The sequence below is a fragment of the Empedobacter sp. UBA5987 genome (assembly GCF_002429865.1).
Taxonomy (GTDB): Bacteria; Bacteroidota; Bacteroidia; order Flavobacteriales; family Weeksellaceae; genus Empedobacter; species Empedobacter falsenii_B.
This window is the reverse complement of sequence record NZ_DJBB01000053.1, coordinates 241-13,417: the sequence shown is the minus strand read 5'-3', so window position 1 is coordinate 13,417 and position 13,177 is coordinate 241. Positions and strand designations below refer to the sequence as shown.

Annotated in this window: 13 protein-coding genes; 2 read left to right on the top strand and 11 right to left on the bottom strand. The window is 29.8% G+C overall.

The window, feature by feature from the left end:
- Positions 1–178 precede the first annotated feature (178 nt).
- The gene (locus tag B3J26_RS08730; protein ID WP_291074172.1) at positions 179–1,903 is read left to right on the top strand and encodes an MFS transporter; all 1,725 of its coding nucleotides are present in this window, start codon (positions 179–181) and stop codon (positions 1,901–1,903) included.
- Between the two features lie 279 nt (positions 1,904–2,182).
- Here B3J26_RS08730 and B3J26_RS08725 read toward each other — a convergent pair whose 3' ends face one another.
- From B3J26_RS08725 to B3J26_RS08715, 3 genes are all read right to left on the bottom strand, one after another.
- A complete protein-coding gene (locus tag B3J26_RS08725) occupies positions 2,183–2,815 on the bottom strand; it encodes a response regulator transcription factor (protein ID WP_125349324.1) in 633 nt (210 codons plus the stop codon).
- Between the two features lie 3 nt (positions 2,816–2,818).
- A complete protein-coding gene (locus B3J26_RS08720) occupies positions 2,819–5,089 on the bottom strand; it encodes an ATP-binding protein (protein ID WP_291074170.1) in 2,271 nt (756 codons plus the stop codon).
- Positions 5,090–5,211: 122 nt separating this feature from the next.
- Positions 5,212–5,805: a hypothetical protein gene (locus B3J26_RS08715; RefSeq protein ID WP_038330489.1), complete on the bottom strand. Its 594-nt coding sequence runs from the start codon at positions 5,803–5,805 to the stop codon at positions 5,212–5,214.
- An 82-nt stretch (positions 5,806–5,887) separates the two neighbouring features.
- On the opposite strand from B3J26_RS08715, the gene B3J26_RS08710 reads away from it, so the two are divergent.
- Positions 5,888–6,055, top strand: coding sequence for a hypothetical protein (locus tag B3J26_RS08710; protein WP_291074168.1), 168 nt, complete (start codon positions 5,888–5,890; stop codon positions 6,053–6,055).
- Between the two features lie 46 nt (positions 6,056–6,101).
- Here the strand turns inward: B3J26_RS08710 and B3J26_RS08705 are convergent, their stop codons facing one another.
- The 8 genes from B3J26_RS08705 to B3J26_RS08670 all read right to left on the bottom strand — a co-directional run bounded on the left by B3J26_RS08705 (position 6,102) and on the right by B3J26_RS08670 (position 12,430).
- The gene (locus tag B3J26_RS08705) at positions 6,102–6,662 is read right to left on the bottom strand and encodes a hypothetical protein (RefSeq protein ID WP_291074165.1); all 561 of its coding nucleotides are present in this window, start codon (positions 6,660–6,662) and stop codon (positions 6,102–6,104) included.
- The gene (locus B3J26_RS08700; protein ID WP_125349329.1) at positions 6,659–6,841 is read right to left on the bottom strand and encodes a YqaE/Pmp3 family membrane protein; all 183 of its coding nucleotides are present in this window, start codon (positions 6,839–6,841) and stop codon (positions 6,659–6,661) included. Before B3J26_RS08700 ends, B3J26_RS08705 begins: the two co-directional genes overlap by 4 nt.
- Entirely contained in the window at positions 6,838–7,509 is a 672-nt protein-coding gene (locus B3J26_RS08695) for an NAD-dependent epimerase/dehydratase family protein (RefSeq protein ID WP_125349330.1), read from the bottom strand. Before B3J26_RS08695 ends, B3J26_RS08700 begins: the two co-directional genes overlap by 4 nt.
- A gap of 3 nt (positions 7,510–7,512) precedes the next feature.
- Positions 7,513–8,391 carry a flavin reductase family protein gene (locus B3J26_RS08690; RefSeq protein WP_291074163.1) on the bottom strand — a complete coding sequence of 293 codons (879 nt, stop codon included), beginning with the start codon at positions 8,389–8,391 and terminating at the stop codon, positions 7,513–7,515.
- Between the two features lie 9 nt (positions 8,392–8,400).
- Positions 8,401–9,369, bottom strand: coding sequence for a fumarylacetoacetate hydrolase family protein (locus B3J26_RS08685; protein ID WP_291062209.1), 969 nt, complete (start codon positions 9,367–9,369; stop codon positions 8,401–8,403).
- Between the two features lie 261 nt (positions 9,370–9,630).
- Positions 9,631–10,833, bottom strand: coding sequence for a hypothetical protein (locus B3J26_RS08680; RefSeq protein ID WP_291074161.1), 1,203 nt, complete (start codon positions 10,831–10,833; stop codon positions 9,631–9,633).
- A gap of 29 nt (positions 10,834–10,862) precedes the next feature.
- Complete coding sequence (locus B3J26_RS08675) at positions 10,863–11,855, bottom strand: OmpA family protein (protein ID WP_038330653.1); 993 nt, start codon at positions 11,853–11,855, stop codon at positions 10,863–10,865.
- A gap of 182 nt (positions 11,856–12,037) precedes the next feature.
- Positions 12,038–12,430, bottom strand: coding sequence for a DoxX family protein (locus B3J26_RS08670; protein WP_280050222.1), 393 nt, complete (start codon positions 12,428–12,430; stop codon positions 12,038–12,040).
- Between the last annotated feature and the right edge of the window lie 747 nt (positions 12,431–13,177).

Sequence of the window (13,177 nt, the reverse complement as noted above, 5' to 3'; positions counted from 1 at the left end):
GTTTTTAGGGAAGATTACAAAACCTTATACCATTTACTTACAGAAATATATAAATGATTTATAATTATCATTAACATAAAATCAAATCATATTTGTTTTTTAGAATAGAAATAAACTATATTTATAAGCTTTTTAAAAAGCTAATCATCAAAAAGTATTAATAATTATATCAAAACACATGAGTCAAACACAAAAAACTAATTATCCAGCACTTTATACGCTGATAATTGTATTTTTTTTCTGGGGTTTTATAGCAGCGGGTAATAATATTTTTATACCATTTTGTAAAAATTACTTTGAATTAGATCAATTTCAATCTCAATTAATCGATTTTGCTTTTTATACAGCCTATTATATTGGTGCGCTTTTATTATATATATTGAGTGTTGTTAAAGGAAAGGATTTAGTAGGAAGATGGGGGTATAAAAAAAGTATAGTTTATGGACTTTTATTTTCTGCATTAGGAGCTGGGGCTATGATAATTGCAGTTCAAGTAAATATTTATATTGGGATGCTAATGGGATTATTTATTGTTGCTTTAGGATTCTCATTGCAACAAACTGCTGCAAATCCATTTGCAGTTTTATTAGGTGATCCTAAAACAGGAACTTCTCGAATTAACTTGGGAGGTGGAATAAATTCTTTTGGAACTACAATTGGTCCATTAGTAATTGGTTTTGCATTGTTTGGTACTTTTGATCATGTGTCAGACGATGTAATTAAGAACTTACCATTAACAAAGGTAGAATATCTATATATAGGAGTAGGTTTATTATTTGTTATTGCTGCGGCAATTTTCTTCTTTTCTAAGAAAGTTCCAGCAGGAATAAATAATGAACCAATGGAGAAATCAAACAAAGCATTAACAATGTTAATTGTAATGACAATTTTACTATTAATCATGTTTGTTCCAGTGTTTTTAAGTTATAAGAGTGTCGAAGCTTTAAGAATTGAAGAATTAAATAACTTAATTAATAATACGACAAACATAACATTAATAGATAGTTATAAAGCAGAAGTAGTTACGTTAAAAAATCCTTTAGAATTAAAAAGAATGGCTTGGCTTTTTGGTGCTTTATCAGTTGTTATAATTGGATTATTGTATGCCTATTTCAGCGCAAAGAAAAAGTCGGAAGGATGGGGAGCTATGAAATATCCTCAATTAATTCTAGGAATGTTAGCATTGTTTTTATATGTAGGTGTTGAAGTAGCTATAGGTTCTAATCTAGGAGAATTGTTGACACTAAAAGAATTTGGAAATCTTAGCTCATCACAAATAACTCCATATGTAACGATGTATTGGGGAAGTATGATGATTGGTAGATGGGCAGGAGCTATAAGCGCATTTAATTTGATTAAATCCAAAAAACAATTCCTATTAATCATTGTTCCGGTTATTGCTTTTTCAATTGTTATAGGTGTTAATACTATAGCTGGATTTGATATGTCACATTTATATTTTTATATCATATGTATAGCCTTACAAATTGCAGCATTTTTCTTATCTAAAGATAAACCAGCTCGTACATTACTTATTTTTGCAATCTTTGGAGCGATCGCAATGACAATTGGTTTACTTTCGACAGGTATTGTTGCCATTTATGCATTTTTAGCTGGAGGTTTAGCTTGTTCTATCATGTGGCCCGCAATTTTTAGTTTATCTATTGTAGGTTTAGGTAAATATACAGCACAAGGTTCTGCATTTTTAGTAATGATGATTTTAGGAGGAGGTATTATTCCTCCTATACAAGGAAAATTATCTGATATTATAGGAATTCATAATTCATATGTTATTCCATTAATTTGTTTTATTTATTTAATATCTTTTGCAGTAATGGTCAAAGGATTTTTAAAGAAACAAGGAATTAATATAGATGAGATTGAATCTGAAGGAGGACATTAAAAAGAATAATGTTAGTCATAAAAAAACGGAAGAATAATATTATTTTTCCGTTTTTTTAAGTTTTAAATTATATACTTTTTTATTAAGTATTTAAGATAATATAAAAAAAATCGCTTAAGTAGAGAACTAAGCGATTTTCAATAGATGTAGTTAAGGTAATAAGAATTGGTTAGCAATCTTATTTTGGGTTGTTCAGTCGGTTGAAATATAGGTTGTTATTTCTTTTTCAAAATTGATAAAAATTTTAGAATTAAAATATCCCTATTTATAGGTATTTTTTTAAGGTTTTGAAATCAATCCATATTCTATGGCTGATGTGATTGCTGAACTTAAATTTGATGTTTTAAATTTTTCGATCAAATTCTTACGATGGCTGTCCACCGTATGTGTACTGATAAATAATTTATCTGCAATTTGTTGTGTCGTTAAGCCTTGTGCAGCTTCAATTAAAACCTCTTTTTCGCGACGTGTCAATTTCGGAATCGTATTCAAACCATCTTTTTCTTTTTTACTCATCACATTTTTGGTTTGCGAACAAAGAAATTTCTTTCCATCAAAAATAGAATTAATTCCTTCTAATATTTCGTCAACAGAAGCATTTTTCTGAATATAACCCGAAGCACCTTCTTCCAAACAACTATTAATTACAGCGTATTCATTGTGTACGCTCAACATAATAATGTGCATATCAGGATATTTTTTCTTGAAAGGTTTAATCAATTCAATACTATTAGTATCCGATAAATTGATGTCTAACAAAAGAATGTCAATTTCTGTTGTTTTTAAGGCTTCTTGTAATTGTTGAGCCGAAGCATAACAATCGACCACTTGTAAGTTTTGCTGATTACTCAAAATATTTCGCAAGCCTTCTAATAATAAAGGATGATCGTCTGTGATTGCTATTTTTATCATAAGTTATATTTTAGGAAATTGGAACTCTATACTTGTTCCTAAATCGATTTCTGAATGTATATTTAATTGTCCTTTCAAAAATTGGACACGCGATTGAATATTATGTAAACCTGCTGATTGCGTTAGTTTTGTATTATTCATATCAAAACCTTTCCCATCGTCTTCTACAGTGACAGAATAATTGTTTTCATCTTCAACAAATTGAATGATAATTTCCGCTGCATGCGCATGTTTAATGGCATTATTTACTAATTCTTGAATGATACGATAAACCAATAATTGATGCTCTTTGTCAAGTGAATTTGTATAGCTCAAAAATTGAACATCAATATCCAATTGTTCATTCGACATTCGGATTGCATATTCTTTTAAGGCTTCTTCCAAACCATATTTCAACAACAAATCTGGCATTAAATTATGAGCTACGCGACGTAATTCATCAACAGCTCCATCTAATTGTTGAATAGATTTTGCCATGTCCTTTTTAGAATGATCGTCAATTTTATCGTTTAAATGAGTGAGCTGAATTTTTGTTCCAGAAAGTAAACCGCCCAAACCATCGTGTAAATCACGTGCAAGACGAGCTCGTTCTTGTTCTTCACCATTAAGAAGAGCTGTTAAAGTGGATATTTTAGAATTTTGACGTTCTTGTTCGATTTCCAACTTGTATAATTCTTCACGTTGCTTTAGATGTTTGTTACGTTGTTTTAAAGCGTAAAGCAATAATCCAAGTAAAGCAATAAAGAAGATGATAGAGAAAATGTAATATTTGTTTAATTTATTCTTGAAATTAAGTTCGGTGATATAATTAACCAATTCATCTTTTCTATTTTTATTTTCGAGTTTAGAAAGCCTTAAATTTTGTTCTGAAATCGTTAATTCTTGAGAACGCTTGTCGGATTCTAATCGAGTTAATTTTAATTGTTTACGTTGAAATTCTTCACTTAATCTAGAATTTTCTAATTCTTGTTCTTGTTGAATTCCTAATGAATGCATTAGTTGAATTTGTTGTTCTTTTTTCTCGGCTTCTAATTGCAAACGAATCATTTGTTGTTGTTGACGTTCTTTATCAAACTGAGCTTCCAAACGTTTACTGATTTGCGCTTGCTCGTTATCATAAATTTCTTTGTAAGTGGAAGTGTACAATTTATAATAACGCAAGGCTTCTTTGTAATTTCCTTCACGATCTTCAATATCAGATAAACTCAAATACAGCGAAAGCAGAATATTCTTGTCTGGAATTGTATTTTCATGAACTTTTATAAGCGAATTAAGTAAATAATTTTTTGCAGTAGAAACTTCGTTATTTTGTAAAGATAATTCTGCTAAAATACCATTAGCAGCAGCAACGTGATCGGATTGATGATTTTGTTCAGCAATTTCTTTGGCTAAATACGCATATTTGATAACTTTTACTTGATAGTTTTTGGGATAAAATAGAAGATATAAATTGGCTAGATTAATAGCTACAAACGACAAGTCTGTCGCTGTAGCCATTTCACTTTTGTTTTTATAATACGTATTTATAGCGTTAGTATAATATTTTTCAGCTAAATCTCGTACAAAAATATTTTTCTCATTTTGCATAAATTTTTGCTCGTACATGTATCCAATCGACATATAAGAAGCAAAAATTAAATTAGGATTATTTTGTTTAAGTGCTACTTCTAGAGCAAGTTTGCTGTACTTTTCTTGTAATTCATAATCATCCCATCTCGAATAAATTCCAGTCAATTCGTTATAAATAGAACTCATTCGTGTAAGAACAGTTGGCGTAACAGTAGCTTTATCTAGAAATTTAAGACCATCAATAAAGTTTTTTACAGCCTTAGAGTCTTCATTGTTTCTTAAATTCAACCATCCTTCGCAATATTTAACATATCCTTTTGTTGAATAATCAGTTGTGCGTCCGCTGTAATAAATTGCTTTTTGCAAATTATAATTTGTTGCATTCAAATTATCATCAATACGATTATTCATTGCAGAAACAGCATGTAAATATGCAGCATATTTTCCATCACTCAGTTTTTCGGCGCTAGAAATATTTTGTTTCAAAACAGCGAAAGCTTTTTCTTTTTGATTATTAAATAATAAAGCTTGCGCATATTTTCCTGTTATTTCGTATCGTTCAATAGAATTAGGAGCTGTTTTATTATATTGATTCTCAAAATTAATCAGTACTTCTTGTGCATTAGCAATTCCACTAATAGCGCATAAAATGACGACTATAAGTTGAAATAAAAGATTTTTTAAAGCACTATTACTTTTTAACATATTGAGATGTTGAGTTTATTTGAGCTAATATAATGTCTTTTGTAGAATCAAAGAAACTAAAACAATCCGAAGAATGTTTTAGTTTGTACATAAGTTGAGGTAGGTTAGGATATAGATTATTGTTATTTCTTAAAATTAATATGAACGTCGAAAAATTCACCCTTTTGAAGAATTCCGTCTAAATTTCGATCAATAATTAAAGCAATATGTACTTGATCGTTGTCGTAAATATTCCAATCCATTTCAGCGTCATATTGATAAACACCTTTTAATGTCCATTTGTAAATATCCCAATTTCCAGACGTTCCAATTTTATCCACACGTTTTTCATTATTTGAAACATAATATAAATATTGATGTCCATCATACGACAAAAACGGATAATATATGACTTGGTTTTTCTCTGCAGCAAAACCACTACTAGGTTCAAAATATGGTATGCTTTCTATTTTTATTCCTTCTTGAAAATTAACATCAGCCGAACTATCAGTCACTAATGCTTGTGCAGCGTAAAACAGATTTTTCTTTTCTTGATAAGGTTTATTTAGATATTCAACACTAAATTCTTCTGGGCGAAGTGTGATTGTTTGTTCAGCTTTATCAATATTAAATGTTTGATTTCCTTGCTTTATTATAATATTATTAGTTGTATATTCTTGTGCATTTCCAAAAGAAGCCAAAAGACTACAAACCATTAGAACCATTATTTTTTTCATCTACTTTTCTATTTTGATACAGCTAAATTATCTCGAAAATTCTTCAAAAAACTCACTATAATTATTGAATTTACTAGATTAAATGGTAAATAAAAGAAATAACGAATTTAGTTTAACTTATGGTACAAGAACAACAACTGTGTATAAATATCAAAAAGTAGACGAAAATACGCTGGTGTTGATAGAATATCGTGATAAAAATAATGATGGGAAAGAAGATAAAATCTTAAATTATTATGAACGTAAATAACGCAAAAAGACAACTTAATTAGTTGTCTTTTTTATTAAAAATTATTTCAATTCTGAGAGAAAACAATATAATTCCCTGCTAATTTATCTTTATCAATATCAAACAAATGCAATTCAATTTCTTGTTGTATTTTCTTTAAATCATCAATTGGTATTAATATCGAAGTCTGAAAAATAACTTCTGGTAATTGAGAATCTTCTAAATAATCAATGAAAACTAAATCTCCAACATCTAAATCATTTTCATTTTTAATTTTCTGAATTGCAAAATCTAATTTTGAATACTTATTAGAAGAATATTTTGTTTGATATAAACCAAAATCTCGATTATAACTAATTGTTTTATTATTGATAATAATATTCTCTTTTCCATAAATATTCCACAAAAAATATCGAATAATAAAATAGAAAATAAGGAAACTAATTATAGAAATTGGAATAATAAAATCTTGCGGCTCCGAATCAATAATTGTGATTAAACTAATCGGAACTGAAATCATCAATAAAATGCAAAAGAACAAAAAGAATTTTCTCCTTTTAGAAGGATTAATTTCTAAAGTGACGTACAAATTGATAGAATCTTTTGCTATTTTATATTGATTTATCATCTATTCAATTGTTTGATTCTTGCTTTGTTTCGTCCGTCCAAAAGTGATGCAACAGCCCAAATTGCAGCTGGCAGCCATCCAATTAAGGTGATTTGTAAGATTAAGCAAATAACGCCTTGTATTATTTTTCCTCTTAAAATGAATGATAACCAAGGTAAGAGTACGGCTAATATGATCATTGTGTTGTATTTATTGAATTAATTATTTCGTTGTAATATAAAACTGAAACTTTTTCAGAGTTTAATTGTAAATCATTTTCAAGAAGTGATTGTGCAACTTTTTCGGCTTCAATTGATTTATATTTAGATAAGTTTCCTCGTAAAAAGAAATTAATCAAAGGGAAAATTTTTGCACTGATATTCTCAGCCAAACGATATTCCGCTCGATTTCCAATTAACAAAGATGGACGATATAAGAACAATTGTTTGATATTATTCTTTTGCAAAGTTCTTTCGGCTTCGCCTTTCATTTTTAAATAAAAGTTGGACGAGTTCGTATTTGCACCAATTGCTGAAATATAATGAAACTTTGTTAATCCTTTTTGAATCCCAAGTTTTGCAAATTGATTTGGAATATCGACTTCTATTTTATGATAAGCATCTAAATCAGGCGTCTTTTTTCGTGTTGTTCCCAAGCACGAAAAAATAGAATCAATCGTTTCAATATCATCTAAATTAATCTCCGAATTAAAATCAGTAACTATTTCAATCAATTTTGGATGATTAATTTGTTGAGGTTTTCGAACAATTGTGATAATAGTTGAATAATCAGGATGATTGAATAACTTTTCTAAGAGAAGAGAACCAATCAAACCTGAGCTTCCTAAAACCAATGCAGTTTTGTTCATGGTTTAAATTTTCATTAATAACCAATACCACGCACCATTTACATCTCCTTGTTCCAAAAGTTTTGCAGCAACTTGATGACGAACCTCTGCTGATTTAAACTTTTGAATATCTAATCGTTCTGTCAATTGCTCCTTGAAATTAAGAATCATTTCATCTGTAGGTAATTTTTCTACATTTCCTAATTGACCTAAATTATTACCTGTTAAATAATTAGAATTTTTCACTTCGTCAGGAAGTTGATCTATTCCCAAACCAATTGTACGCGTAGGTTTTTCGACTTCGAAGATCGATTCTGGAATAACTCGGCAATAATAATCACCTCCCATACGAGAAACTAAATCCAAATCATAAGGCGAAACTTTATCATTTTCATCCAGTAAATCCTCTTGTACATGCATGCGCACAATTTCTGCAATCACCAAATTAGCTGCACCTGGTTGATCTGTAACAGAAATTACTTCACGCACTTTACATTCAAATTGAATCGGAGATTCGGCTACACGAGGAGGTTTAACCAACTCTGAAGGTAATTCTGTAAAACCAGCTTTCACAAATTCATTTACACCTTTTGGATATTCCACACTTGCCAACGATTGTTGCTGAACCATGTTATAATTGACAATATTAATTACACATTCAGGGTGTTCCCAAACATTTTCTAATGTATGCTTTGTCGATCCATCTCTCATTTTTCGAAGTGGAGAAAATACACAAATAGGCGGATTTTGTCCCATCATATTGAAGAATGAAAATGGGCTCAAATTTACATTTCCGTCTTTATCTATCGTACTTGCAAAGCAAATAGGACGTGGAGAAATAGCGTGTTTGAAAATGTCATTAAATTGACTTGTATTTGGCTCAAAAGATTTTGTATGTTGCATAAGTTGAGTTTATTGGGTATAAAGATGAACAGAATTTACTAATTTTCCTAATCCTGTAACAGACATTTCGATAGTATCATTTGGTTGTAACCATTGTTCTTTATAAGCTGGATTCTGACGTTTTCCAGTTCCATTTAATTCAAGAAAACAACCTGTACCAACGGTTCCAGACCCTATAATATCACCAGGATAAAGTTTTACACCATACGAAATACGTTCGATAATCTCGGCGAAAGTCCAATGCATATCTTTGAAATTTCCACGAGAAACTTCAATATTATTGACTGAACAAGACATTTCTAAATCATAACAATTTCCGATATGTCCTTCTTTAGGCTCAACTTTGTATTTTTCGATTTCGGTTGGTGTTACTAAATATGGACCAAACATCGAAGCGAAATCTTTTCCTTTTGCTGGACCAAGATTCAGTTTCATTTCTTCCATTTGTAACGCACGTGCACTTAAATCATTCAAAATCATAAAACCACCAATATATTCATCTGCATGTTCTGCTTTTATATTGATACCTTCTTTTTTGATGACAATAGCGACTTCAAGTTCAAAATCCATTCGATTGAAATGTTTTTCCATAGCAATTATTTTTCCTGGACCTTGAATAGCTTGATGATTAGAGAAATAGAACACAGGAAATTGATCAAATTCTGGAATCATATCCAAACCTCTGTTTAAGCGAGAAGTTTCTACATGTTGGCGAAATGCATAGGCATCTCTAAAACTTGCTGGATGAGGTATTGGAGCCAAAATTAGTGGTTCTTTTACTACCGCATTTTTATATTCACCACGTGAAATTTCGTTTGTAATCTGTTGACAAATTATAAGTGAAAAATCATCATCAGCTAAAATATCAATTAGGGTAGAGGGTAAGTTGTGATTAATCTGTGTCAAATCATAGATAGAGTCTTGCAAAACAAGACCTACTTTTTCTTGTCGATTGTCTAAGAAAGTAACGAATTTCATTATTTGTTGTTTGAGAGGTGAAGATACGAAGATGATTTTTAATCTTAAAATACTTTCTTTCAAACCTGATTCATAACATGTTTAGTTGTTTAACAATACGGTTATTGAATAATTGATTTGGTTAAAATATAAACTTGTTTAAACTTTCAGAGAATGTATTTTAATTGTTTATCTAATTTTCCTTTTTTAAGGATTTAAGAAAATGAAAATAATACGAGATTAAATAGTTATATTTCCTGTTTTACATCGTATACAAAACGTCTAATCACTAGTATATTTATTTTGTATCTGGTAATTTTTATCAAGAATTATAATTTCATAGGTAGTCTTCTTTAAAAAAATAGAAGGAATATCAGTATCAGTTAATACTTCATATACAGCTGTGGGTACACCATTTTGTTCAGCTTCACCTTTTCTGTAGAGCAATATCATTGCAGGATATGTTATAATAAGATTCTTAGGAAGTATAATTTTTTTATATGCCTTAGATTTTTGAAGCAGAAGGGTAGTTTCTAGAAAGGAATTTGCAGGTTGAATGATAGAGATATCAGTTTCATAACTAGATGGATTACTTCTGAAAATGATTCCCTTATCATTTATCAAAACAGTTGGAGTGGTTGTCGTGATTAATTTAGAAAGAGGTTGATTGTAACGACTTTCTCCTTTATCTGAATATTTATTTTGATCAATAGTAAAAGGATTAGTACCAGTTAACTCTGCTAAAATACCTGCCATAGACATACCTCTACCGTTATTATCTCCTTCAAAAGCATGTCCTGCACCACAATAAATAAAATATTTACCATTGGTATTATTTTTCATAAAAGAATGGATATTCTTAGCTTGTGCAATCTCGCGATTTTTCCAGGGATCTTTGTCCCAATTATCTTTATCCGAAGCTTCATAACCAAATACTGTAAAACCTAAATCAAGCGCTTCTTTTATAAAGTTTCCAAAATTAGGCTCGGAAGTATAGAATCCACTTTCTACTGTAGCAAATTGTCTTTCATTTATCAATAAATCATCTAATGCTTCAAGACCTAAATAACGATATCCATTTGCGTAAAGATCCTTTAACAACGAAGTTGCAAACCATCTATGACTTGCATTATGATGCAGTTCATTTAGTATAATGATTTTTTCATTTTTACTTCTATCAATAATATAATCTTTTGCAGAAACAGCTTTACTGTTATGAAAAAATACAGAATCAAAAGGGTTTAGTTTTATTTCTTTTAAATCTGGACGTTGTTCATTCCAAGTTTTAAGGGCTTTACTGTAACTTCCTTGAAAAGAAAAGTCTGTAGCTGCTAATTGTAACGCAAAAGTATTTTCACTACTGTTTTTTTTAGATTGTATATCTTCTGTAAACTTATAAGGGAGGTCTTGTGCTTGAGCAAGCTTTAAACTCAGAAAGAATAACAAAGAAAATAGTGAAATACGATTAGTAGTAATATTTTTCATATTCAATAGAAATAAAACATATATAGATTTTACTTTACTTTAACCAATTCTACACGTCTATTTTTTGCTTTATTTTCTTCTGTATCATTTGCTACCAATGGTTTTTCGGCTCCGTATCCTATAGCAGATAAACGTGTTTTATCAATACCTAAAGCAATTAGTTTTTGCATTACAGCATTTGCACGATCATTAGATAGTTTTTTGTTATGCTTAGCGTCGCCAGAATTATCAGTATGCCCTTCAATTGATATTTTTAATGTGTTATCTTTCTTTAAGGCATTTGCAATTTCAGTCACAATCTCATCACCTTCTTGCGTGATTTTTGCTTGATCAACATCAAAATTAATATATAAAATAGATTTTCCATTCTTAGTCAAATCCTCAGCAATTTCGTCTGCTGTTACTTTGGTAATCGTTTGCTTAAAGTCTGTTTCTTGTAGTACATTAAGCGAAGCACCAGCATTGTTAGAAAGGTATTGTATATATACATTTCCTTTATCTTTTGTACGTAATACCCAAAACTTCATATTTTGTCCAGCGTATCCCATATCACCTTCGCCTCCTTTATTCGGATCTTGTTTATTGTAACGCTCATATTCTTCTTTGGTTATTTCACCATCAAACACTTTAACAGCCCCGATAGATTGTAAATAATCAGCCATACTTTTTTCAAAGAAATGTTGCGAAAATTCTTCTCCTTGTTTAGGTGAAACAAAAGTTTTATACAACTTTCCTTCAAAAGGTGTCATAACACCGTTAATAGGAAAAAAACATATGTCAAATTGTTTTACCAAAGGTTTGTTCATTTCTTTTAAACCTTGTGGAAGATTTATGAAAGGAAAATCTCCAATATCAGCTGTTGAAAATGGAATTTTGCTGATGTCAAATCCATTATCAGCAACCGTGTTATCTTGTTTTTGATTAGTATCTACTATAACATTATCCGTTTTCTTTTCTTCTGTTTTGTTGTTACAAGAAACAATCAAAGTAGCAGCAATCGCTACAATAAATAGTTTATTCATCGCTGTTCAAGTATTAATTTTATAGTATTATTTGAGATAAAAATACTATAAATTATTATCATACAGTTATTTATTTACGTAATTATTTTAATCTTCTATTTAGATCTTTATTAAAGTCATCCTCTTTCATTCAAATTTGTTTAATATAATTCAATTGTCGTAAGTTGGTTACTTCAAACAAGTTATTTAGTATTTTTAGTCGATTTCAAAGCCCATATAATTAGTAAAGGTTGCATGAATAATCGTGCTAATCTTTTTTGATCTGTATCCAATCCAAAACCATCTCTTTTGTTTTTATATTGAGCCCAGTTTCCAGGAAAAACAGCCCCAAAAAAACAAGCTGCTATTTTTCCAACTATTTCTTTTTTACTATCTGGAGCTAAAACAATCGTACTACCCAAGGCTATTTCTGCAATTCCCGAATACACAACTGTGTCATCTTTGGGTAAAGGAACCCAATTTGGTACTTGTGTCTTGAATTCTTTTCTAGCTATAGTTAAGTGAGCAATTCCTGCTCCAATCAAAAAAGCTCCTAAGGTATATCGTGCGATGTTTTGTGTCGTGTTATTTTTCATGGTATTCATTTTTAGAATGTTATTATTCAATAATGAATCAAAAATCGTACAACTAACACTTAATGGGTTTTGAATAGGTGAAAAATCAAGATTTTTTATTTGAAATTTATAGGGAATTAATTTATTATGTTTTACGCTTAACTTTTTACGTTTTTTTCTTTCTTGCTGTCACATTTATTATGTTGAAGAATAAGATGAAAATTGTTTTAAAACGTTTAACTTCTTGATATAATTTTCTACATTACATTTCGAAAATCACTCGAAGTGATGAAGTACAGAACCGAATCCTCTAATTTTCTAACCACAATAGAAACATAGTTTTTTTTATTTTAGAAATTGTATAGTTCAGTAAACTGAAAAATATCGATTTATTTACTATGATTAAAACATTTCGATTCTAAATCGTCGGATTTTTAACTCCTTTTTCAATATTCAAAATCCTTTTTTTACAATGAATTTATAAATCGTCATTGCTGAAAAGTCGACATACGATTTGCAGACGAGCTTCAATCTATTGGATGAGAAGGGTTAAGAGATTCTTCATTTCGCTAAAGCTACATTCTGAATGACAATTTCTATCTGTCATTTCGAGGTATCGAGAAATCTTTTGTCACTTTTTTATTCATAGCTTATATATTTTAATTATCGGTATACATATGCCCTTCGGGGAACAATCAAAAAAACTAACGAATACTTCGGCAGGCTCAGCACAAGCAAGTCAAGGTCGTAAACCTCTCTACTAAAAAT

Bases quoted from the DNA above. Each gene is read 5' to 3' on its own strand.
- B3J26_RS08670 (WP_280050222.1), bottom strand. From the start codon at position 12,430: ATGAAAAATAACACGACACAAAACATCGCACGATATACCTTAGGAGCT.
- B3J26_RS08730 (WP_291074172.1), top strand. From the start codon at position 179: ATGAGTCAAACACAAAAAACTAATTATCCAGCACTTTATACGCTGATA.
- B3J26_RS08685 (WP_291062209.1), bottom strand. From the start codon at position 9,369: ATGAAATTCGTTACTTTCTTAGACAATCGACAAGAAAAAGTAGGTCTT.
- B3J26_RS08675 (WP_038330653.1), bottom strand. From the start codon at position 11,855: ATGAATAAACTATTTATTGTAGCGATTGCTGCTACTTTGATTGTTTCT.
- B3J26_RS08695 (WP_125349330.1), bottom strand. From the start codon at position 7,509: ATGAACAAAACTGCATTGGTTTTAGGAAGCTCAGGTTTGATTGGTTCT.
- B3J26_RS08690 (WP_291074163.1), bottom strand. From the start codon at position 8,391: ATGCAACATACAAAATCTTTTGAGCCAAATACAAGTCAATTTAATGAC.
- B3J26_RS08710 (WP_291074168.1), top strand. From the start codon at position 5,888: ATGGTAAATAAAAGAAATAACGAATTTAGTTTAACTTATGGTACAAGA.
- B3J26_RS08700 (WP_125349329.1), bottom strand. From the start codon at position 6,841: ATGATCATATTAGCCGTACTCTTACCTTGGTTATCATTCATTTTAAGA.
- B3J26_RS08705 (WP_291074165.1), bottom strand. From the start codon at position 6,662: ATGATAAATCAATATAAAATAGCAAAAGATTCTATCAATTTGTACGTC.
- B3J26_RS08720 (WP_291074170.1), bottom strand. From the start codon at position 5,089: ATGTTAAAAAGTAATAGTGCTTTAAAAAATCTTTTATTTCAACTTATA.
- B3J26_RS08680 (WP_291074161.1), bottom strand. From the start codon at position 10,833: ATGAAAAATATTACTACTAATCGTATTTCACTATTTTCTTTGTTATTC.
- B3J26_RS08715 (WP_038330489.1), bottom strand. From the start codon at position 5,805: ATGAAAAAAATAATGGTTCTAATGGTTTGTAGTCTTTTGGCTTCTTTT.
- B3J26_RS08725 (WP_125349324.1), bottom strand. From the start codon at position 2,815: ATGATAAAAATAGCAATCACAGACGATCATCCTTTATTATTAGAAGGC.